22 protein-coding genes and 1 pseudogene are annotated in these 22,030 nt (G+C 58.1%); 6 read left to right on the top strand and 17 right to left on the bottom strand.

Features of this window, described 5'->3' with window-relative positions:
• Positions 1–126 precede the first annotated feature (126 nt).
• Positions 127–1,122 (bottom strand): gluconate operon transcriptional repressor GntR, encoded by a 996-nt coding sequence (gntR, locus tag HA43_RS07000; protein WP_094111294.1) that lies wholly within the window; start codon positions 1,120–1,122, stop codon positions 127–129.
• Positions 1,123–1,282: 160 nt separating this feature from the next.
• Positions 1,283–3,033, bottom strand: a pseudogene (gene ggt / locus HA43_RS06995) (gamma-glutamyltransferase).
• A gap of 201 nt (positions 3,034–3,234) precedes the next feature.
• Here ggt and HA43_RS06990 point away from each other — a divergent pair.
• Positions 3,235–3,531: a DUF2756 domain-containing protein gene (locus HA43_RS06990; protein ID WP_039381941.1), complete on the top strand. Its 297-nt coding sequence runs from the start codon at positions 3,235–3,237 to the stop codon at positions 3,529–3,531.
• Here HA43_RS06990 and ugpQ read toward each other — a convergent pair.
• From ugpQ to HA43_RS06940, 10 genes are all read right to left on the bottom strand, one after another.
• On the bottom strand, positions 3,528–4,271 hold the full coding sequence (gene ugpQ / locus HA43_RS06985; protein WP_094111293.1) for a glycerophosphodiester phosphodiesterase: 744 nt from the start codon (positions 4,269–4,271) through the stop codon (positions 3,528–3,530). The genes HA43_RS06990 and ugpQ overlap by 4 nt on opposite strands.
• The gene (locus HA43_RS06980; RefSeq protein WP_094111292.1) at positions 4,268–5,341 is read right to left on the bottom strand and encodes a sn-glycerol-3-phosphate import ATP-binding protein UgpC; all 1,074 of its coding nucleotides are present in this window, start codon (positions 5,339–5,341) and stop codon (positions 4,268–4,270) included. The genes ugpQ and HA43_RS06980 overlap by 4 nt, the downstream gene beginning before the upstream one ends.
• Entirely contained in the window at positions 5,342–6,184 is an 843-nt protein-coding gene (ugpE, locus tag HA43_RS06975) for a sn-glycerol-3-phosphate ABC transporter permease UgpE (RefSeq protein ID WP_094111291.1), read from the bottom strand.
• Positions 6,181–7,071, bottom strand: coding sequence for a sn-glycerol-3-phosphate ABC transporter permease UgpA (gene ugpA, locus HA43_RS06970; protein WP_039381930.1), 891 nt, complete (start codon positions 7,069–7,071; stop codon positions 6,181–6,183). Before ugpA ends, ugpE begins: the two co-directional genes overlap by 4 nt.
• Positions 7,072–7,126: 55 nt before the next feature.
• Positions 7,127–8,443 carry a sn-glycerol-3-phosphate ABC transporter substrate-binding protein UgpB gene (ugpB, locus tag HA43_RS06965; RefSeq protein WP_071668456.1) on the bottom strand — a complete coding sequence of 439 codons (1,317 nt, stop codon included), beginning with the start codon at positions 8,441–8,443 and terminating at the stop codon, positions 7,127–7,129.
• Between the two features lie 224 nt (positions 8,444–8,667).
• On the bottom strand, positions 8,668–9,381 hold the full coding sequence (gene livF, locus HA43_RS06960) for a high-affinity branched-chain amino acid ABC transporter ATP-binding protein LivF (RefSeq protein ID WP_094111290.1): 714 nt from the start codon (positions 9,379–9,381) through the stop codon (positions 8,668–8,670).
• 1 nt (position 9,382) lies between these two features.
• The gene (gene livG, locus HA43_RS06955; RefSeq protein WP_039381923.1) at positions 9,383–10,150 is read right to left on the bottom strand and encodes a high-affinity branched-chain amino acid ABC transporter ATP-binding protein LivG; all 768 of its coding nucleotides are present in this window, start codon (positions 10,148–10,150) and stop codon (positions 9,383–9,385) included.
• The gene (locus tag HA43_RS06950; protein ID WP_094111289.1) at positions 10,147–11,418 is read right to left on the bottom strand and encodes a high-affinity branched-chain amino acid ABC transporter permease LivM; all 1,272 of its coding nucleotides are present in this window, start codon (positions 11,416–11,418) and stop codon (positions 10,147–10,149) included. The genes livG and HA43_RS06950 overlap by 4 nt, the downstream gene beginning before the upstream one ends.
• Positions 11,415–12,341, bottom strand: coding sequence for a high-affinity branched-chain amino acid ABC transporter permease LivH (gene livH, locus HA43_RS06945; protein WP_094111288.1), 927 nt, complete (start codon positions 12,339–12,341; stop codon positions 11,415–11,417). Before livH ends, HA43_RS06950 begins: the two co-directional genes overlap by 4 nt.
• 155 nt (positions 12,342–12,496) lie before the next feature.
• Positions 12,497–13,624, bottom strand: coding sequence for a branched-chain amino acid ABC transporter substrate-binding protein (locus HA43_RS06940; protein WP_094111287.1), 1,128 nt, complete (start codon positions 13,622–13,624; stop codon positions 12,497–12,499).
• Positions 13,625–14,025: 401 nt separating this feature from the next.
• On the opposite strand from HA43_RS06940, the gene panM reads away from it, so the two are divergent.
• The gene (gene panM, locus HA43_RS06935; protein WP_039381914.1) at positions 14,026–14,421 is read left to right on the top strand and encodes an aspartate 1-decarboxylase autocleavage activator PanM; all 396 of its coding nucleotides are present in this window, start codon (positions 14,026–14,028) and stop codon (positions 14,419–14,421) included.
• A 71-nt stretch (positions 14,422–14,492) separates the two neighbouring features.
• Here the strand turns inward: panM and rpoH are convergent, their stop codons facing one another.
• The 4 genes from rpoH to ftsY all read right to left on the bottom strand — a co-directional run bounded on the left by rpoH (position 14,493) and on the right by ftsY (position 18,911).
• Positions 14,493–15,350 carry an RNA polymerase sigma factor RpoH gene (rpoH, locus tag HA43_RS06930; protein WP_094111286.1) on the bottom strand — a complete coding sequence of 286 codons (858 nt, stop codon included), beginning with the start codon at positions 15,348–15,350 and terminating at the stop codon, positions 14,493–14,495.
• Positions 15,351–15,590: 240 nt separating this feature from the next.
• Positions 15,591–16,586 (bottom strand): permease-like cell division protein FtsX, encoded by a 996-nt coding sequence (gene ftsX, locus HA43_RS06925; protein ID WP_094111285.1) that lies wholly within the window; start codon positions 16,584–16,586, stop codon positions 15,591–15,593.
• Complete coding sequence (gene ftsE / locus HA43_RS06920) at positions 16,576–17,244, bottom strand: cell division ATP-binding protein FtsE (protein WP_065650521.1); 669 nt, start codon at positions 17,242–17,244, stop codon at positions 16,576–16,578. Before ftsE ends, ftsX begins: the two co-directional genes overlap by 11 nt.
• Positions 17,245–17,249: 5 nt before the next feature.
• Positions 17,250–18,911: a signal recognition particle-docking protein FtsY gene (gene ftsY, locus HA43_RS06915; protein WP_094111284.1), complete on the bottom strand. Its 1,662-nt coding sequence runs from the start codon at positions 18,909–18,911 to the stop codon at positions 17,250–17,252.
• A gap of 228 nt (positions 18,912–19,139) precedes the next feature.
• Between ftsY and rsmD the strand changes: the two genes are divergently transcribed.
• The gene (gene rsmD / locus HA43_RS06910) at positions 19,140–19,739 is read left to right on the top strand and encodes a 16S rRNA (guanine(966)-N(2))-methyltransferase (RefSeq protein ID WP_039381905.1); all 600 of its coding nucleotides are present in this window, start codon (positions 19,140–19,142) and stop codon (positions 19,737–19,739) included.
• Entirely contained in the window at positions 19,729–19,998 is a 270-nt protein-coding gene (locus tag HA43_RS06905) for a DUF1145 family protein (RefSeq protein ID WP_039331733.1), read from the top strand. Before rsmD ends, HA43_RS06905 begins: the two co-directional genes overlap by 11 nt.
• A 39-nt stretch (positions 19,999–20,037) precedes the next feature.
• Here the strand turns inward: HA43_RS06905 and HA43_RS06900 are convergent, their stop codons facing one another.
• Complete coding sequence (locus HA43_RS06900; protein ID WP_039381903.1) at positions 20,038–20,394, bottom strand: DUF2500 domain-containing protein; 357 nt, start codon at positions 20,392–20,394, stop codon at positions 20,038–20,040.
• Positions 20,395–20,553: 159 nt separating this feature from the next.
• Between HA43_RS06900 and HA43_RS06895 the strand changes: the two genes are divergently transcribed.
• Together HA43_RS06895 and HA43_RS06890 are read left to right on the top strand one after the other, a co-directional pair.
• Entirely contained in the window at positions 20,554–21,183 is a 630-nt protein-coding gene (locus HA43_RS06895; protein WP_039381901.1) for a lysoplasmalogenase, read from the top strand.
• A 92-nt stretch (positions 21,184–21,275) separates the two neighbouring features.
• On the top strand, positions 21,276–22,030 hold a 755-nt coding region (locus HA43_RS06890), incomplete at its 3' end, for a cation transporter (protein WP_211279573.1).

Raw genomic sequence — 22,030 nt, 5'->3', positions numbered from 1 at the left:
CAGCTTATTCTGCCAATGTTACCGATAACAAATCTGTCATTCATTGTCGGAGTGCGTCCCGATGCTGACAACCCTCGCCAGCCGGAAAAGCGTAAAAGTGTGAAGTGGCTCATACAATCGCCAAAATCAGATGCTGTCACCTTCAGCAATCTCAAAGCCGATATCGAGCGGGCCGCTAAATGAACGATCGCCACCAATGCGCGCCAGCAGCATGGCAGCCGCCGCGCTCCCCATCCGTTCGCGCGGCGTCAGCACGGTTGCCAGCCGCGGCGTCACGACCTGCGTAATATCGTGGCCGTGAAAGCCCGCGATCGCCATCTGCTCCGGCACGCGCAGCCCCTGACGCTGGCATTCAAACATGGCGCCTACGGCCAGGTCATCGTTAGTACAGAACAGACTGTCGGTTGCCGGATAGCGCTTTTGCGCCTCGCACAGCAGCTGCGCGCCGGCGCTGAAGGAAGAGGCGTCTTCCATCATCACGCTGTGCGGCGTCAGCCCCGCCTCGCGCATTGCCTGTTCATATCCCTGCTGCTTCTGCAGCGTACGTTCATCGAGCCGCGCCCCCAGGTAGACCGTATGGCGATGCCCTTTCTTCAGGATAGCCTGCGTCATCTGTCGCGCCGCTTCGACATTATCAAATCCCACCGCCATATCCAGACACGGCGTGACGCTGTCCATAATCTCAATGACCGGGATCCCGGCTACCTCCAGCATGCGCAGCGTACCGGTGGTGTGGGTGCGTTCGGTTAAGATCACGCCGTCAATATTCCAGCCCAGCAGCGAGCGCAACTGCCGCTCCTCTTTTTCCGGATTGTAACCAAAGTGCGCGACCAGCGTCTGATATCCCGCCTCATCGGTCACGGTTTCAATGCCGCGCAGCACGTCAGCAAAGACCTGGTTGGTCAGGGAAGGCAGCAGCACGCCAATGGCGCGGCTGGTGGCGTTTGAGAGCATATCGGGTGCACGATTAGGGATATAGCCCAGCTCATCCAGCGCGACGGCAATTTTGTCACGCAGCGCGGCAGAGACCCGCTCCGGGTCGCGCAGATAGCGACTGACGGTCATTTTGGTGATGCCGACGCGATCGGCGACGTCCTGTAATACCGGTCTTTTCTTCTTCATCGTATGCACCTGAGGCCAGAGATAGGCTGAGTTTATCACTATTTTTACCGCTTCCGCGTCTGATGCCCGCCCGCACGCCGGATGGGTTGATCGGCAATAAAAAAAGCCAGCACGCAGGCTGGCTAAACAATACCGTGAGCAGTATCGGACTTACCGGCGATTAATAACCGGCGCTGAGATCGTCAACCGAACGCGGATCGGAGGCGCCGTAGCGCATGCCATCAGGACCGATCATGATGCTCTGCGTGCTGCCCATTGCCGGCAGCACCTTCACGTGCTGGCCTTTCGCTTCCAGCAGGCGCAGCGTATCGGGACTGAAGCCTTTCTCCACGCGCAGCTGATCGGGCAGCCACTGATGATGAAAACGCGGCGCGTTAGTCGCTTCCGCCACGTTCATCCCGAAATCGATGCTGTTAACCACCATCTGCAGCACGGTCGTGATGATCCGGCTGCGCCCGGACTGCCGGTGACCAGCCAGGTTTTCCCCTCTTTGGCCACAATCGTCGGTGACATGGAGGAGAGCGGACGCTTCGCCGGCTGAATCGCATTCGCCTCGCCGCCGACCAGACCGTAAACGTTTGGCGTACCCGGCTTCGCAGAGAAATCATCCATTTCGTTGTTCATCAGGATGCCGCTGTTGCCTGCCACGATCCCGCTGCCAAAGTAGGTGTTCAGGGTATAGGTTACCGCCACAGCGTTGCCCGCTTTATCCACCACCGAGAAGTGGGTGGTCTGATTGCTCTCGTACGGTGCCAGCTTACCCGGTTTGATCTCTGACGACGGCCGCGCTTTGCTGACATCGATCTGCTGCGCCAGGGTCCTGGCATAGGCTTTGCTGGTCAGCGCCTGCTGCGGCACTTTAACGAAATCGGGATCGCCAAGATACTCTGAGCGATCGGCGTAAGCGTACTTCTCCGCTTCTGCCATGACCTGCATGGCGTCTGCGCTGCCAAAGCCCCACTTCGCCAGATCGAAATTCTCCAGAATATTCAGGATCTGCACAATGTGGATCCCGCCCGATGAGGGTGGCGGCATGGAGAACACTTCATAGCCGCGGTAGGTGCCGCTGACCGGTTTACGCTCCACGGCACGGTAAGCGGCGAGATCCGCTTTGCCAATCAGCCCGCCGTGCTGTGCCATTTCGCCGGCGATCTCATCAGCGATGCGGCCTTTATAAAATGCGTCTGCTCCCTGCTGCGCAATCAGCTGCAGGCTGCGCGCCAGGTTCTTCTGCACCAGCCGATCGCCTTTCTGGTAAGGTCTGCCATCCGCTTTGTAAAAAATTGCCCGGCTGGTGGCGTGATTGATCAGGTTCTCTTTGCCATAGGTGGCGAGATCGTCCGCCAGCGCATCGTTGACGATAATGCCGTCACGCGCCAGCTTTATAGCCGGGGCCAGCAGCGTGCGCAGCGGCAGCGTGCCATACTTCTTTGCCGCCAGCGCAAATCCCGCAACCGTACCCGGCGTGCCAGACGCCAGGTGAGAAGTAAGTGATAACTTACTATCCGCATTGCCCTGCTTATCAAGGAACATATCGCGCGAGGCGCGCGCCGGCGCCATTTCACGAAAGTCGATAGCAGCAGTCCGCCCGGACGCCGTGCGCAGCAGCATAAAGCCGCCACCGCCGAGATTACCCGCCTGCGGATGAGTAACGGCCAGCGCAAAGCCCACGGCGATCGCCGCATCCACCGCATTGCCGCCCTGTCTGAGAATATCCACGCCCACCTGCGTTGCCATCGCATCCACCGAAGCGACCATGCCGTGCTGCGCCTTTACCGGATGAAAGGTGTCGCTGTCAACGCCATAGGAGATCGGCGGCGCGCTTGCGGGCGCCGCAGCAGCCCCCTGCACCACGGTAAAACTCATTAACATCGCCCAGCTAAACTGGCGCAACCTGCCTGCTGTCCTCATCCTGCCACCATCCTTTTCAGTTGTTTACATTTGTTATTTATCGATGCAAGTGTTTGCTAAAGCAGTAAAAACATAACACTTAACGCAAATTGCACGCACGCCCGATTTCAGGCTTTGTGATATCGCATAAACTTATGCTTAAGAGGCAGACGACCTGCGGGCCGCCTGTTTACACAGCAGGTCAGACGATCGGAGGGAATAATGAAAACATGGCTTATTGCGCTGGCAGCCCTGCTGCCGCTGAGCGGTATGGCAAATACGCTGAATAACAATAATGTGAATCAGCCCGGCTATAACCCAAGCCAGCAGCGTATGCAGACCCAGATGCAGACCCAGCAGCAGCAGCAGCAGCGCCTGCTGCACCAGGATCAGCAGCGGCAGACGCAAAATATGCAGCGGCAGCTGCAGGAAAAACGCGACAGCACCCGGCAGCAGGTACTGCAGTCGCAGCCGGGTCAGAATACGCAGCAGAACGGCACCATGCCGAATAACAACTAACTGAAATCGGGACCGATAATGTCGATGCGATCGGTGCAGATGGCATCCACACCCCAGCTCAGCAGCTCGCGGGCACGCGCGGGCCGGTTAACCGTATAGGCCAGGATACGCAACCCGGCTGCCTTCAGCAGCGCAGTGCGCTCCGCGTCGAGCAGCCGGTAATTCAGGTGAATCGACACGCACTCCAGCCGGCTGGTCAGCGCCTGCCATGCGTCATCCCACTCATCGAGCAGCAGACCGCGCGGCAGCTCTGGCGCAGCCTGCTGTGCTGCCGCCAGCGCTTCAGGTGAGAATGAGGAGAGCAGCGGAGGTGTCTGCCCCTGCCAGAGCTGACGGGCGGCGAGCGCCACGGCAGCGCCCGTCTCCGCGTCGGTGCCGGTGGTGGGTTTAATTTCGATGTTCGCCATCATCCGGTGCTGACGACAGCGCGCCGCCACGTCCGTCAGCAGCGCCAGCGGCTCGCCCGTAAACGCCCCGCTGAACCAGTCGCCGGCATCGAGCTGTGCCAGCTGCGCCCACGTCTGTTCGCCAGCCACGCCCCAGCCGCTGCTGGTGCGATCGAGCGTGTCATCGTGCAGCAGAAAGATCTGTTTATCCTGCGAGAGTTTGGCATCAAACTCAATCATGGTATGGCCATAACGCGCGCCGGTATCAATTGCCGCCAGCGTGTTTTCCGGGGCAAGTTTACCGCCGCCGCGATGGGCCACAATTTTCGGGTAGGGCCAGTTGTGGTTACTCATTCCAGACGTTTTCCATGAACAGAATCGAAGAAGTGTAACGCATCCGGCGGCAGATGCAGCCACAGCGTGCTGCCCGCCTGCGGACGTTCGCTGTGCGGCAGCCGGACCACCAGCCGCGCCTGGCCCAGATGGCCATGCGCAAGGTTATCTGCGCCGAGGATCTCCAGCGTATCGACCACCAGCGGCACGCCGCCTGCTTCACGCGAAGAGAGATGAATATGCTCAGGACGGATGCCGAGCGTCAGCGGCCTGTTAGCCCACTGCGGCCGTCTCTCGCCCAGCGGCAGGCTGTTCAGCGCATCCAGCGTAAAGTGCAGGCCGTCGCGGCTGATCTCTCCTGGCAGCAGGTTCATCGCCGGGGAGCCGATAAAGGCGGCAACAAACTGGCTGGCCGGACGCTCATAAACCTCTACCGGCGTGCCAACCTGCTCCACAATCCCTTTGTTCATCACCATCACCCGCTCCGCCAGCGTCATCGCCTCAACCTGATCGTGCGTGACGTAAAGGCTGGTGGTTTTCAGGCGGCGGTGCAGCTGCTGCAGTTCAAGACGCATCTGCACGCGCAGGCGCGCATCCAGGTTGGAGAGGGGTTCATCGAACAGGAAGACAGCCGGTTCACGCACGATAGCGCGTCCCATCGCCACACGCTGCCGCTGCCCGCCCGAGAGTTCACGCGGTCGCCGGTTCAGCAGGTGGTCAAGCTCCAGACTACGCGCGGTCTCCAGCACGCGCTGGGCGATCTGCGCTTTGCCCATGCCGCGGATTTTCAGGCCATAGCCCATGTTTTCGCCTACCGTCATATGCGGGTAGAGCGCGTAGTTCTGAAACACCATCGCAATGCCGCGATCTTTCGGCTCCATCTCCGTGACCCGCTGCTCAGCAATAAAAATGTCGCCGGAGCTGACGCGCTCGAGTCCGGCCACCATGCGCAGCAGCGTCGACTTGCCGCAGCCGGAGGGCCCCACCATCACCATAAACTCGCCCTCGTTGATGGTGATGGTCAGCGGCTGGATCACCGCATTTTTGCCGTCATACGATTTCGTCACGCTCTGTAAGGTTACGCCTGCCATCTATTTCTCATTCTCCACCAGGCCACGCACAAACGCGCGCTGCATTACAAGAACCACCACAACCGGTGGGATCAGGGTTAATAACATCGCCGCCATCACTTCATTCCACTGCGTCGGGCCGCCGCTGGTGTTGATCATACTTTTTACCCCCGCTACGGCGGTGCTCAGGCTGGCATCATTGATAATCAGCAGCGGCCAGAGATACTGATTCCAGCCGTAGATAAAGGTGATCACAAACAGCGCGGCAAGGTTGGTTTTTGACAGCGGCAGAACAATGTCCCAAAAGAAGCGCATCGGCCCGGCACCGTCAATGCGCGCGGCTTCAATCAGCTCGTCCGGCAGCGACAGAAAGAACTGGCGGAACAGAAAGGTGGCCGTTGCCGACGCCATCAGCGGCAGCGTCAGCCCGCTGTAGCTGTCGAGCAGGTTAAGGGTGGCGATCACCTCAACCGTCGGAAAGATACGCACTTCAACCGGCAGCATCAGCGTAATGAAAATCAGCCAGAAAAAGAGCGTGCGCAGCGGAAAGCGAAACCAGACCAGCGCAAAAGCTGAGAGCATAGAGACGCTGATTTTGCCGATCGTAATCGCCAGCGCCATGATAAAGCTGTTCAGCAACATCATGCCAAACGCCGCGCTGCCGTTAACGCCCTGCGTCCAGATACGCGAAATGTTCTCCCACAGATGCGTGCCGGGCAACAGCGTCATCGGCACCTGATAAACCGCAGTGTTATCCAGCGTGGCGGCGACAAAGGCGACATAGAGCGGAAACAGAATGGTCAGCACGCCCAGAATCAGCAGCGTGTGGCTGAAAATATCCAGCCCGCGTCGGTTCTCAATCATTGATATTGCACCTTACGCTCAACAAAGCGGAACTGCAGAATAGTGAGGCCAATCACCAGCAGCATCAGCACGACCGACTGCGCAGCAGATGAGGAGAGATCGAGACCGGTAAATCCTTCCCGATAAATTTTGTAGATAAGCGTGGTGGTGGACTGTACCGGCCCGCCACCGGTGGCGGCATCAATGACCGGGAAGGTGTCAAAGAAGGCGTAGACCAGGTTGACCACCAGCAGAAAGAAGCTCACCGGCGTAATCAGCGGCAGAGAAAGATGAAAAAAGCGCCGTACCGGCCCGGCCCCGTCGATAGCGGCCGCCTCAGTCAGCGACTTCGGAATCGACTGCAGCGCCGCGAAGAAAAACAGAAAGTTGTAGCTCATCTGCTGCCAGATAGAGGCGAGCACGATCAGAAACATCGCCTGACCGCTGTTCTGCGCATAGTTCCAGTTATAGCCCATCTGATTAAGCAGATGGCTGAGCAGCCCAAGCCCTGGATTAAAGAGGAACATCCACAGCACTGCGGCGACCACCGGCGCCACCGCGTACGGCAGCAGCAGCAGGGTCTGATAGAGCTTCTGCAGACGCACAACATAGTCAACCAGCGCGGCCAGCAGGAGCGAGAACAGCATCCCCAGCACCGTGACCAGCAGGCTGAACACTATCGTGGTCCAGAAGGAGTCGAGATAGTAGGGATCGCTGAACAGACGACTGAAGTTCTCCAGCCCGACAAAGGTGCTGGAGATGCCAAACGGATCGATGCTCTGCAGCGAATACCAGAGGGCCTCTCCGGCAGGCCAGAGAAAGAAGATGGCGGTGATAATCAGCTGCGGTGCCATCAGCAAATAGGGCAGCAGCCGGGCACGAAAGACCGGACGAGACGATGAGGGCATAGCGAACTCACGCTGAAAGCGGGAGCGACCCAGCGTCGCTCCCGGTGGATCGGATTTATTTCACCTGCTGTTCAAAGCGGCGCAGCAGTGCATTACCGCGCTTAACCGCGTTATCCAGCGCTGCCTGCGGCGTCTGCTTGCCGGTCCAGACGCCTTCCAGCTCTTCATCTACCACCGTGCGGATCTGCGGCATATTGCCGAGACGCATCCCTTTGGTGTATGGCAGCGGATCTTTGTTGAGCATCTGCCGGGTAGCGATATCCGCGCCCGGGTTCTTCTCATAGAAACCCTGCTTTCTGGTCAGCTCGTAGGCGGCGGTAGTGATCGGCAGGTAGCCGGTTTTCTGATGCCATTCGGCGGCAATCTCCGGCTGCGCGAGGAACTTCATAAACTCCGCCGCCCCTTTATAGGTGGCCGCATCTTTGCCTTTCATCACCCACAGGCTGGCGCCACCGATGATGGCGTTCTGCGGTGCTTCAGGCACGGTCTCGTCATACGGCATCATGCCTACGCCGAAGTTAAATTTGGCGTAGTGCTTGATATCCGCCAGCGAGCCGGAAGAGGCGGTCGTGATCCCGCAGTCGCCGTTATAAAACTTGGCGGTCGGCTCATCCTTGCGTCCAAAGTAGGTAAAATCACCTTTTTTGTTCATCTCTTCGAGCATCTGGATATGCCGCACCTGCACCGGCTTGTTGAACTCCAGCACCGCATCCGTGCCGTCGAAACCGTTGTTTTTACTGGCTACCGGCAGCGCATGCCACGCGCTGAAGTTTTCAATCTGGATCCAGCCCTGCCAGCCGCTGGCATAGCCGCAGCTCATGCCGGCTTTACGCAGCGCAGCAGCGTCTTTTGCCAGCTCCTGCCAGGTTTTCGGCGGCTGCTCCGGATCCAGCCCCGCTTTTTTAAAGGCATCTTTGTTGTAGTAGAGCACCGGCGTTGAGCTGTTAAATGGCTGAGAGATCAGCTGACCGCTGCTGTCGCTGTAGTAACCCGCCACGGCTGGTACAAACTGCTTCGCATCCATCTGCACGCCAGCCTGGCTGAACACGTCATGCACCGGCACAATCGCTTTCGAGGCCATCATGGTTGCCGTACCGACTTCATAGACCTGCAGCAGCGCAGGCGCTTTACCGGTGCGTACCGCTGCGATCCCCGCTGCCAGGCTCTGCTCGTAGTTACCTTTGTAAGTGGGCACAATTTTGTAATCGGGATGCGCCTGGTTAAAACGCTGTGCCAGAGAGTCAACTTCTTTGCCTAACTCCCCTTCCATTGAGTGCCAGAAAGGGATTTCGGTCGCAGCCAGCGCGTTACCGCTGAGCGCCAGACCAAGCAACACACTCATCAGACGGGGACGAAGCGTTAAAGCGGTCATAAAGTTTTCCTGTGCTGTTAGGTACGCGCAATATCACGCATTTTTTGTTCGCGGAGTAACATGACACGGGAAGATGATAGAAAAATAACCGAAATATGACAGAGATATGACACACAGAAACGCGCCAGCCAGACGGTAAAACGTGAACGCTGTGCACATTTTTCAGCAAAAAAAGCGGCAGGCAGGAAAACCGCGGCCCGGCAGGATACCGGACCGCAGGTCGATCAGGCGCCGAGATAGGCGCTGCGCACCGCTTCGTTAGAGAGCAGCGCCTCGCCGCTGTCCTCCAGCACCACGTGACCGTTCTCCAGCACGTAACCGCGATCGGCGAGCTTCAGCGCCTGATTGGCGTTTTGCTCAACCAGAAAGATGGTCATCCCCTCTTTACGCAGCTGCTCGATGGTGTCAAAAATCTGCTGGATGATGATAGGCGCCAGCCCGAGCGAGGGTTCATCCAGCAGCAGCAGACGCGGCTGGCTCATCAGCGCACGACCAATCGCCAGCATCTGCTGTTCACCGCCGGACATGGTACCGGCACGCTGCACTTTGCGTTCTGCCAGCCGGGGAAACAGCTGGTAAACCCGCTCAATACGCGTCTGATACTCATGCCGGCTGGCAAAGAAACCGCCCATCGCCAGGTTCTCCTCGACCGTCATGCGGGAAAACACCCGACGCCCTTCCGGCACGATCGCGATCGCCTCCCGCATAATTTTTGCTGTCTGCCAGTCGGTGATGGTTTTTCCGTCAAACACAATGGTGCCGCTGCTGGCGCGCGGCTCGCCGCACAGCGTACCCAGCAGCGTGGTTTTACCGGCGCCGTTGGCACCAATCAGCGTGACAATCTCCCCCTGACTGATATGCAGATTAATATTGTGCAGCGCCTGGATCGGGCCGTAGTGGGCGCTTACACCCTGCAGCGTTAACATCGGGTTTGCCATCTTACGCCTCACCTAAATAAGCCCGGATCACGTCCGGGTTGTTGCGGATCTGTTCCGGTGTACCGTTCGCCAGCGGCGTTCCCTGATTGACCACGTAGATGCGGTCGGAAATGCCCATCACCAGCTTCATATCGTGTTCAATCAGCAGTACTGATACCTTGTGCTCGCTGCGCAGCTCGGCGATCAGCGCATCCAGCTCATGCGTTTCACGCGGGTTAAGGCCCGCGGCCGGTTCGTCCAGCATCAGGATCTCCGGGCGCGTGACCATGCAGCGGGCAATTTCCAGCCGGCGCTGCTGGCCGTAAGCCAGATTACCCGCCTGGCGGTTTGCCAGCTCCAGCAGGCCGATACGCTCCAGCCAGATGGCTGCGCGATCGAGCGCCTCGCTCTCACCGCGGCGAAACGCCGGTGTTTTTAACAGGCCGGAAAAGACGCCGCTTTTCAGATGCTGATGCTGCGCCACCAGCAGATTTTCAATCACCGTCATCTCACGGAACAGCCGCACGTGCTGAAACGTGCGCACAATGCCCATGCGCGCGATTTTCTGTCCCGGCAGGCCCTGCAGCGGCCGATCGCGCAATTTAATGGTGCCGCCGGTCGGCTTATAGAAGCCGGTCAGGCAGTTAAACACGGTGGTTTTACCGGCACCGTTGGGTCCGATAAGCGAAACAATTTCCTGCGGATGCAGCGCCAGTGCCACATTGTTGACGGCCAGCAGGCCGCCAAAACGCATCATCAGGCCTTCAACGGCTAATAAAGGCTGACTCATGCCTGCTCTCCCTGTTTGCTCTTTTTCAGTTTCAGATGCGGACGCTTCATCGGTAGCAACCCCTGCGGACGCCAGATCATCATCAGCACCATCAGGCCGCCCAGCACCAGCATGCTGTACTCATTAAGATCGCGCATCAGTTCACGCGATACCACCAGCAGGATCGCCGCGAGGATCACCGCCAGCTGAGACCCCATCCCGCCCAGTACCACGATAGCCAGCACAAAAGCGGATTCAACAAACGTAAACGACTCCGGGCTGACAAAGCCCTGGCGCGCTGCAAACAGCGTCCCGGCAAAACCGGCAAATACGGCGCTGATGGTAAAGGCGGTCAGCTTGATGCGCGTCGGGCTCAGCCCCAGCGAGCGGCAGGCGATCTCATCTTCGCGCAGCGCTTCCCATGCGCGCCCCAGCGGCATACGCAGCAGGCGATTGATCACAAACAGCGTCAGTACCACCAGCAGCAGCGCGACCAGATAGAGGAAAATCACGCGGTGATTGGGGTTGTAGGCAAGCCCGGTCAGCTCGTGGAACGTCGTCCAGCCCCCTTCGCTGACGCGGCGGCCAAACTCAATGCCAAACAGGCCGGGTTTGGGGATTTGCGCGATACCGTTCGGCCCGCCGGTAATCGACGTACTGTTCAGCAGCAGAATACGCACGATTTCACCGAAACCGAGCGTGACAATCGCCAGATAGTCGCCGCGCAGGCGCAGCACCGGAAATCCCAGCATCAGGCCAAAGGCGCCCGCCACGATGCCCGCCAGCGGCAGGCTCTCCCAGAAGCCAAAACCGTAGTAGTGGTTCAGCAGCGCAAAGGTATAGGCGCCAATGGCATAAAAACCGCCGTAGCCCAGCACCAGCAGTCCGGAGAGGCCAACCACCACGTTAAGCCCCAGTCCCAGCATGACGTAGATCAGCGTCAGCGTAGCAATGTCGATGCTGCCGCGTGAGGCAAACAGCGGCCACGCAACGGCAGCGACGATCAGCAGCGCCATCAGCAGTTTCTGCTTCGCGGTAGATCCATCAAACGCCGGCAGCACAAAGGCTTTACCGCTGCGGCGAAACCGGCCTGAAAACAGCGGACGCAGCAGCTGAAAGATAAAGACCACCGCGCAGCCGGCGAAGATCCAGTTCCAGCGAACCTCGCCCGCGCTGACCACAATCAGCCGGGTGCCATCCAGGTCGAGACGCATGCCCATAAAGAAGCTGGCCAGCACCAGCAGCATTGCCGCAGAGAGCACGGCGTTAAGCAGACCGAGACGCTTCATACTTTCTCTACCTCCGGGCGACCCAGGATACCGGTTGGCATCACCAGCAACACCACGATCAGCAGCGCAAAGGAGACCACATCTTTATATTCCGTCGAGAGGTAAGCTGACGTCAGCGCTTCCGCAATGCCGAGTACCAGCCCGCCAATCATAGCGCCCGGAATACTGCCGATACCGCCCAGCACCGCTGCAGTAAATGCTTTCATGCCGGCCATAAAGCCGATAAACGGGTTGATTGAGCCGTAGAACTGCCCCAGCAATACGCCCGCGACCGCTGCCATCGCCGCGCCGATCACGAAGGTCAGCGAAATAACGCGATCGGTATTGATGCCCAGCAGGCTGGCCATTTTCAGATCTTCCGCACAGGCGCGACAGGCGCGACCCATACGCGAATAGCGGATAAACAGCGTCAGCGCCAGCATTGCCAGAAACGTCACTACCCAGATCACCAGCTGCATGGTGGTGAGCGTGGCGGCGAAGCCGTTGCTTTCACCCAATGTCCACTGGCCGGTGATCAGGCTCGGCAGCGCCAGATCGCGCGAGCCCTGGGTCAGGCTGACGTAGTTTTGCAGGAAAATAGACATCCCGATGGCGGAGATAAGCGCAATCAGCCGCTTGGAAGAGCGCACCGGCTTATAGGCAACGCGTTCAATACTCCAGCCGTAAGCGCTGGAGATGATCACTGCCATGATAAAACCGGCGGCGATCATCAGCCACGCGGTATCAATGCCCATCATCATCAGGGCGGCAATGACAATAAAAGAGACATAGCTGCCGATCATGTAAACCTCGCCGTGGGCGAAGTTGATCATGCCGATAATGCCATAGACCATGGTGTAGCCAATCGCGATCAGCGCATAGGTGCTCCCGAGGGTGACCCCGTTGAACATCTGCTGAATAAAATAGAGAAACTGCTCGGACATAATGAGGACCTGCAAGTGGATCAGAGATTCCCTCTCTGGGGTAAGAAAGGGTCAGGGCAGCAAACCGCTCGCGGCGCGTCTGCCAGCTCCCTGCCCCCGCCCGCGCACGGGAGGGGGAGATAGTTACGCTATGCGGTAGAACCGGTTAACAGCGCTTATTTCACTGCGGTTGATGAGCCATCTTTGTGCCATTTAAACACGCCGAACTCGAACCCTTTCAGATCGCCTTTCTGATCCCAGCTCAGGTTGCCCATCACGGTTGGCACCGGTGCGCCCTCTTTCAGGTTTTTGGCAATCGCATCGGGCTCATCGCTTTTGCTGCGCTCAATGCCCGCCACCAGCGACTGGATTGCGGCATAGGTGGTCCAGACAAACGGGCCGGTCGGATCTTTGCGGTTTGAAGCGCTGTTGCCCTTAATGGCATCAACGATCGCTTTGTTCTCCGGCAGCTGGTCATAACGCTTTGGCAGCGTGACGTACAGCCCTTCTGACGCATCGCCAGCAATATTGGAGAGTGAGGCGTTACCCACGCCCTCTGGTCCCATAAAGCCCGCTTTCAGGTCGGCAGTTTTTGCCTGGCGCAGGATCTGCCCCAGCTCCGGGTAGTAGCCGCCGTAGTAAACAAAATCGACGTTCTCTTTCTTCAGGCGGGCAATCAGCGTGGAGAAATCTTTATCGCCGGCGGTGATGCCCTCAAACAGCACCACGTTGCCACCTTTGGCCTTCAGGGTTTTCTGCACGGACTCCGCCAGACCCTGACCGTACTGCTGCTTGTCATGCACGACGGCAATACGCTTCGGCTTGATCTGCTCCAGAATATAGGTCGCTGCTGTCGGGCCCTGATCGGAGTCGAGGCCGGTGGTACGCATGACGTCAGCATAGCCACGCGCGGTCAGCTCAGGGGCAGTGGCGGCCGGCGTAATCATCAGAATGCCTTCATCGTTATAGATGTCAGATGCAGGCTGCGTAGAAGAGGAGCAGAGATGGCCGATAACATATTTAATGCCGTCGTTAACCACTTTGTTCGCCACCGCAACCGCCTGTTTCGGGTCGCACGCGTCGTCATACTCCACGCCAACCAGCTTGTCGCCGTTTACGCCGCCTTTGGCATTAATATCTTTGATCGCCTGCGCTGCACCCGTGAACTGCATATCACCATATTGCGCCACCGGGCCGGTTGCTGCACCCACGATAGCGATTTTAATATCGGCAGCCAGCGCGGCATGGCTCATTGCCAGCGCAACGCAGCCCGCCAGTAACGCGCGTCCTTTACTCATCTTCATGCGTACTTCCCCATCTGTTATGTCGTGTCTGTTGTGATTGGTTTTATTTCAGCCAGTGAAAGAGGAAACTGATTCAGATAGAAGGAGTTAGCGTTCTTATCTGGCTTTTTTTGTTAAAACAGCTTTATTTTCAGGTTATTAAACAGGAATTTTCTGCTGTAAATCAACTGACATATTCAGTAATGAGCGGCCTGAACAGCATAATACTCTGGAGGTTATGGCCGTAATTTGTGCACCAGGGTAGCGCGTTATGCTGGCTTATTCGGCAATCGTTGCGGGCTTACTCCACAATCCTGGCAAAGTGTCTGCCATTTGACCTGTTTTTATCGCAAAAAAGTGACAGCGCTCTGACTGTATAAATTCGCTACACTATGCCCTTTCTGCCAGTACAGGTACGGGTTATGAAACTCACTATTCAGCGTATCGTTTCACTTACGCCGCAGGATCGCATCGATCTCGCTAAAATCTGGCCACAGCAGGATATTGCGCAGCTGGAAAAGACATTGAGTGATACGCAGCGGCTCTATGCCGCGCGGTTTAACGATCGGCTGCTGGGCGCGCTGCAGCTGGAAATCCGCGGTACCCACGGCAAAATCACGCACTTTGAAGTCCGTGAGGCTACGCGCCGGCGCGGCGTCGGGCGTTACTTACTGGAGGAGACTCTGGCGCAGAATGGTTCGCAGGATCACTGGTGGATTGCGGATGATGGCTATGCTGACCAGGGGATCCGGGCAGCGTTTATGCAGGCGTGTGGCTTCCGCGCGCAGGCAGATGGCTGGGTAAAAGTGGCAGAGTAGCGTTGCGCGGCCGGACGGCGGACATAAAAAAGGGCAACCCTGAGGTTGCCCTTATTACCGTCTGCGAACTGTCAGGCTTCAATCGCCATGCGCAGCTTTTTCATCGCATTCTTTTCCAGCTGACGCACGCGCTCCGCTGAAACGCCATAGCGGTCGGCCAGCTCCTGCAGCGTGGTTTTATTGTCATCATCCAGCCAGCGGGCACGGATGATATGCTGACTGCGCTCATCCAGGCTGAGCATCGCATCACTCAGCTTATCCGCTGCGTGGGCGTCCCAGTTATCCTCTTCGATACCGTCAGCGAAGTCTGATGTTTTATCCTGCAGGTAGAGTACGGGAGCCATTGGCTTGCCGTCGCCCGTCTCATCGTCAGAGGACATATCAAAGGTCATGTCCTGTGCCGCCATACGCGACTCCATCTCCAGCACATCTTTCGTGCTGACGCCGAGTTCACGCGCCACCATGTCAACTTCATCCTGATTAAACCAGCCCAGACGCTGCTTGGTTTTACGCAGGTTAAAGAACAGCTTACGCTGCGCTTTGGTGGTAGCGACTTTGACAATGCGCCAGTTGCGCAGCACGTACTCGTGGATCTCTGCTTTGATCCAGTGCACTGCAAATGAGACCAGGCGCACGCCGACTTCCGGATTAAAACGGCGCACCGCTTTCATCAGGCCGATGTTGCCTTCCTGAATCAGATCCGCCTGTGGCAGACCATAACCTGCATAGTTACGTGCGATGTGAACAACAAAGCGCAGGTGTGACAGGATCAGCGTTTTCGCTGCATCCAGATCGCCCTGGTAATGCAGCCGCTCAGCCAGTGCTTTTTCCTCTTCTGCCGTCAATACCGGCCAGTTGTTGGCAGCCCGAACGTAAGATTCCAGGTTGCCCAGAGGAGCAATCGCTAAAGTTTGCATTTCTTTGGTCATTCAAACCCTCACAAATTCAATGGAGTTGCTGCGCGTGTCCTTACGCAGACGCTACAGTATGTCAACGTCAGGCGAAAACCAACAGCAATCTGTGCTAATTAGACGCCAGGGTTATCCACAAGTTCAATTATAGCAGTGAATATTTTACACACAGGTGACAGCGGGGAAAATCGGAGCATTCCTCTGCGCCTGCATCGCTGGCGGCAGAGGAAGAGTATATCAAAAAATCGTTGCCATGGGTTACTGCGGCGTAAATCGGCGTAAATGTTGTACAGTGGCAAGCCAGGCAGCAATCCAGCCAATAATGGCGGCAATCAGCAGCAGCAGCAGGCCTTCGTCCCACGCAAAACCTTCCAGCGTAAAGGCGGTGCCAAACACCGACGCGACCTGCGCCACCACCGACTGCAGTCGCAGCACCAGTACTTCAGACAGCACCAGCGACAGCAGCGCACCGGCAAAACCGAGCAGCGCACCGCCATAGAGGAACGGCCGCAGGATAAAGCCATCCGTTGCGCCAATCAGCTTCTGGACGTTGATGGTGTCACGCCGGGCAAAGATGCTGAGCCGGACGCTGTTACCAATCACCAGGAACACTGCCACAATCATCAGCAGACCGATCATAGAGGCCACCTGCCCGACCAGACCGGTCAGCGCCGCCAGACGGGCAAACCAGCTGTCATCCATCCGTACTTCATCCACGCCCTGCACTTTTGCCACCCGATCGCGCAGGCTTGCCATAGTGTCGGAGTTCTGGAAATTAAGCTTCGGCGTGATGATAGCCACCGCCGGCAGCGGATTCTGCTCCAGCAGATCCATCGCGCCGCCAAAGCCAGACCAGTTGCGAAACTCACTCTGCGCCTCGTCGCGCGTCAGGTAGTTCACACTGTCGACGCCTTCCAGCTGCTTAAGCTGTGCGGTGACGCTTTCTGCCGCACTGTCGTCCAGCGTCTTGTCGAGATAGACCGTCAGCTGCGGCGCCGGATACCACTGGGTGGCCGCCTGGCTGACGTTTTTCCACACCATGTAACAGACGCTGGGCAGCGTCAGTGAAATCGCGATAACCATAACGGTAAGCAGCGTTGCCAGCGGCTGGCGCCACATATCAGACAGCGTACTGCGCAGGGCGTAGCGCCACTGCTCCTGCCAGCCACCTTTCAGCGCCTTGCGCTTTGACGGGGTTTTAGGCTGCTTTGCCGCTCTGGCCGCCGCCGGGCGCTTGTTGCGTTTATTGACCATCGTGGCCTCCGTGCAGACGTCCCTGATTCAGCGTCATCACGCGATAGTTGCGCCGCGCGATCAGCCCCAGATCGTGGGTTGCCATCAGTACCGTTACCCCGACCCGGTTAAACTCTTCAAACAGGCGCAGGATATCTTCTGACAGTGCATTATCGAGGTTACCGGTGGGTTCATCTGCCAGCAGTACGGCGGGTTTATTAACCACCGCGCGCGCAATACCTACGCGCTGCTGTTCACCGCCGGAGAGCTGAATCGGGTAACTTTTCGCTTTGTCGAGCAGGCCGACTTTATCCAGGGCCGCTGAAACACGACGGCGGATATCTTCGCCGCTGGCGCCGGAAATAATCAGCGGGATAGCCACATTGTCATAAACAGAGCGATCCATCAGCAGATGGTGATCCTGGAAAATCATGCCAATCTGGCGCCGCAGAAACGGCACTTCGCTGTGACGCAGGCGGGAGATATCGTGCCCGCTGAACCAGATCTGCCCGGCGCTCGGACGCTCAATGCCGCAAATCAGCTTTAGCAGGGTACTTTTACCCGCGCCGGAGTGTCCGGTCAGGAAGGACATCTCGCCGGGACGCAGATGAAAATCGACCCCCTGCAGCGCCTGGCGTCCTCCCAGATAAGCCTTACTGACTTCTTCAAAGCGAATCATGCCAATCATTCCTCTCGGGCAAACAGTGCCTCAATAAAGTCTTCGGCCTTAAATGGCCGTAAATCTTCGATGCCTTCTCCGACACCGATATAGCGAATAGGAATGCTGAACTGATCGGCAATAGAGAAGATAACGCCCCCCTTCGCCGTGCCGTCCAGCTTGGTCAGGGCGATACCTGTTAGTCCTACCGCTTCATTAAACAGTTTTGCCTGACTCACCGCATTCTGTCCGGTGCTGGCATCTAACGTCAGCATCACTTCATGCGGCGCATCCTCATCCAGCTTCTTCATCACGCGGGTGATTTTTTTCAGCTCTTCCATCAGGTGCGATTTGTTCTGCAGGCGACCAGCGGTATCGGCAATTAATACATCCACATTGCGCGACTTCGCCGCCTGAATAGCATCGAAAATCACCGAGGCGGAATCCGCACCGGTATGCTGTGCCACAACCGGAATATGATTGCGCTCTCCCCACACCTGCAGCTGCTCGACCGCAGCGGCACGGAAGGTATCGCCGGCAGCCAGCATCACCGATTTGCCTTCCGCCTGATACTGGCGCGCCAGTTTACCGATAGTGGTGGTTTTGCCAACGCCGTTTACGCCGACCATCAGGATCACAAACGGCGTTTTGCCACTGACATCCAGCGGCGCATCGACTTTATCGAGAATGCCGGCCATTTCCGCCTTCAGCAGACCATAGAGCGCTTCAGCATCGCGCAGCTGTTTGCGGCTCGCCTGCTGAGTCAGGCTGGTGATAATCCGGCGAGTGGTTTCCACGCCCACATCCGCAATCAGCAGCTGCTCTTCCAGCTCGTCAAACAGGTCGTCATCAATCTTTTTACCGCGAAACAGGCTGATAAAACCTGAGCCAAGGTTGGTGCGCGTTTTAACCAGGCTGCGCTTGAGGCGCGCAAAAAAGCCCTCTTTAGTCGGGCGCTCCTGCTCCTGCGCCACAATAGGCGCGGCCGCCAGCGGAAGATCGCTTACGGTGTCTGCAGAGTCTGCAGAGTCTGCAGCGGCGTCTTCAGCGTAGGTTTCCGCCAGCGCCAGTGCCTCCAGCTCTTCATCGCTGAGCGGCGCATCCTCATCTGCCAGAGGTTCCGCTTCCGCCAGCTGGCTTTCATCGCCGGGCAGAACCGGTTCCGGCGCGACGGCGGCTGTCAGCGGTGGCTCCCCGGCAGTGGCAGCCGGTATCTCTTCCGGCAGCGGCGCCAGTTCAGGTTCTTCTTGCGGCAGGGTCTCTTCAGCAACCGGCAGCGGCGCCCGTTCAGGCTCCTCTTCCGGCAGGATCTCTTCATTAACCGGCAGCGGCGCCAGCCCGGGCTCCTCTTCCGGCAGGATCTCTTCATTGACCGGCAGCGGCGTCAGCTCAGGCTCCTCTTCCAGCAGGATCTCCTCCGGCTGAGCGGTGATGATGGCCTCTTCAGGTGGCAGCGCATGCCGGGCTGCCTGATCTGCTGCCGCCTGCTCTTTCGCCAGTTGCTCCGTCAGCGCAACGGTTTCTGCTGCCTGCGCTTCGGCACGCTCTGACGCACTCTCTTCAGCGGCAGCGGGCTGAGCCTCCTCTGCAGGCTGCTCTTTTACCTGCTCTTCAGCCGGGGCGGGTGCCTGCTCTTCCTTGCCAAATCCCAGCCAGGAAAAAAAGCCGCGTTTTTTCTCTTTTGCCATTGTGTAACTACACTCCTCGATGGCTTATTCCCGGTAGCACGCTGTCCCCAGGGGATATAAATTCAGTTTTTTAGCTTTCTGCGGCGTAAAATCAGCGAATTACGCACGCCTGTATCGTTCAATAGTCTAACACTTTCCGGCCAGCGCACCACAGCACCCTTTTTTACGTTTCTTCTGCCTGTCGCGCCCGTTAAACTACGCAACAAATTATGACGAGTTGTGAGCAAAATGAGTAAATCACCCCGCAGCGGCGGCGGCGCTGGCCAGATCCGCATCATTGGCGGCCAGTGGCGCGGCCGTAAACTTCCGGTGCCGGATAGCGCAGGCCTGCGCCCCACGACCGATCGCGTACGCGAAACCCTGTTTAACTGGCTGGCACCCGACCTTCCGCAGGCGCGCTGCCTCGACTGCTTCGCCGGCAGCGGTGCGCTGGGTCTCGAAGCGCTGTCGCGCTATGCGGGTTCAGTCACGCTGCTGGAGCTGGAGCGCAGCGTAGCGCAGCAGCTGTCGCGCAATGTCGACACGCTGCGCGCCACGCAGGCGACGGTGGTGCAGACCAGCGCGCTGCAGTGGCTGGCGCAGCCTGGCGAAGCTTTTGATATCGTATTTGTCGATCCGCCCTTTCGCAAAGGGCTGCTGGCGGAGACACTGGCGCTGCTGGAGCGCAATCAGTGGCTGAGCGCAGACGCGCTGATTTATGTGGAAAGTGAAGTGGAACAGGGGGCCCCTGACGTGCCCGCCAGCTGGCAGCTTTACCGGGAGAAGATCGCCGGTCAGGTCGCCTATCGACTCTATCAACGCCAACAGGAGGCGCATGATGTGGCTTAATCTGGGACGGTTACTGATGATTTGCGTCTGGGCTTTTCTGCTGCTTAATCTGGTGCACCCTTTCCCCACACCGCTGCGCTATTTTGTGCATGTCGCCCTGTTTTTCATGGTGATTATGCATGGACTGCAGCTGGTGCTGCTGCGCGCCACCCAGCCCAAAGAGGCGCCGAAGCTGAGCGGCGCCACGCAGGCTAAGATTTTCTTTTTCGGGGTATTTGAACTGCTCGCCTGGCAGAAAAAGCACTATCCGAAGATGTGATCCGGCGCTAACCGGACCACCTTTGCCGGTGCTCCGGTTTCAGCGCGCGGGGGTAAAGCTGACAAAACGGCTGCCCTGCATCTTCAGCTCGCCTTTTACGCCCTTATCCATCTGGTGATAATCGCTGGCGCTGACCGCGGTTTTAATGTCGCTCGCCCCGTTCAGCGGATGAAACCAGGCTTCATATTTCATCTCTTCACCAGCAATCTCTTCGCGCTGACGCGAACGACGATTCGGTGCCGGATATTCACGCTTGGTTTTTACCTGCACGGTCAGCGATCGTACCGGGGAGGCGTCGTTAACCGCAGCTTCCCGCCGCTGCTTGATAAACTGCCGGGTCGCCAGAATGGCGATAATCGCCAGGACGATAAAAAAGATTAGCGGTGGTTTGCTCATGTTTTTGCTCGCACTTCACTTCATTTGATCATTAAAAAAGAAGCTAAAGCATACAACCAGAGTTGCCCGATTGTCACATTTGCCAGCGGTAACTTAAACTCAAAGAGAGTCTGGGATATTTCAACAGTGTGGACATCTGGTCTACAAAAGGGAGAAAAAATGCTTTGGTCTTTCCTTGCAGTACTTTTTTCCGGCTGGCTTTATGTGGATGCCTCCTATCGCGGTCCGCAGTGGCAACGCTGGCTGTTTAAACCTGTTACCCTGCTGCTGCTGGTTGCCTGGGCCTGGCAGGCACCGGCCGTGAACACCACTGACTATCTGATCCTTGCCGGACTGATTGCCACGCTGGCAGGCGATGCGCTGATGCTGCTGCCCCGACAGCAAATGCTTTATGCGCTGGGCGCGTTTTTCCTTTCGCATCTGCTCTACACCATCAGTTTTACCGCCCATATGACCATGAGCTTCTACTGGCCTATTCCGCTGACGTTTCTGATTATCGGCGTTGCGGTCATTGCGCTGCTCTGGACGCGGCTGGAGGAGCTGCGCTGGCCCATCTGTACCCTGATTGGCATGACGCTGGTGATGAACTGGATGGCGGCTGAAAACTACTTTTTCCGTCCGACCGACTACAGTTTCTCGCTGCTGATTGGTGCGGGCCTGCTGCTGCTGGCCAATATTATCTGGTTTATTTCACATTATCGCCGCCGCTTCAGCGCTGACAGCGCCATTGTCGCCGCCTGCTATTTTGCCGGTCATTTTATGATCGTGCGTTCACTCTGGCTCTCCTGATACACCGGCCATTCCGGGCTTGACTCTGGAGCTGACTCCAGAGTGTAGCCTTCAGTAACGGGCAGCTGCCCGTTACTGATACCGGAGGCTTCATGCATCAACAGATTTCCCCCTGCGGCTGTGACCGGCCGGGTAGCAAACTGCAGCCACACGCTGCCGTGCGCCCCCTGCCCGCGGCCCGCTTCACCCGTCTGACCACGCCCGTCACGACCGGCGCCGCCTGCTGTGCCGGAAGCGCCGCGTCAGCTGACGCGGATGAAAACAGAGACTCTGCTAACGGGCAGCCTGCACTGCGCTGGCGAATTACCGGGATGGACTGCCCGGGCTGCGCGCGCACTATCGAAACCGCCGTGCAAAAGTTGCCGCAGGTCACGCAGGCGCGCGTGATTTTTGCCAGTGAAAAGCTGGAAGTCTGTGCCCCCGCCGCCATGCAGGCCGCCATAGAACAGGCGGTAAAACAGGCGGGCTTCAGGCTGCACGCTGCTGATGCCCCCGCTCCCCCGCCGGCTGATTCACGCTGGCGCGATCGCGCCGCGCTGCTGCTGCTGGCACTGCTGATGCTGACGAGCTGGCTGATAAGTCAGCAGTCACCGATCTGGGGCGATCGCCTGTTTGTCGCGACCGCGCTGGCCGCTCTCCTGCCGGTCGCGCACAGCGCCTGGCAGCGGATCCGCAGCGGCTCGCCTTTCTCAATCGAAACGCTGATGACGGCGGCTGCAGCCGGCGCGCTGGTAACGGGCGCTCATGCCGAAGCTGCGATGGTGCTGCTGCTGTTTTTAATCGGTGAGCGGCTTGAGGCCTGGGCCGCAGCGCAGGCGCGACGCGGTGTGACCGCTCTGATGGCGCT

This window comes from Pantoea eucrina (genome assembly GCF_002095385.1).
Classification (GTDB): Bacteria; Pseudomonadota; Gammaproteobacteria; order Enterobacterales; family Enterobacteriaceae; genus Pantoea; species Pantoea eucrina.
This window is presented reverse-complemented; position numbering and strand designations above follow the sequence as displayed.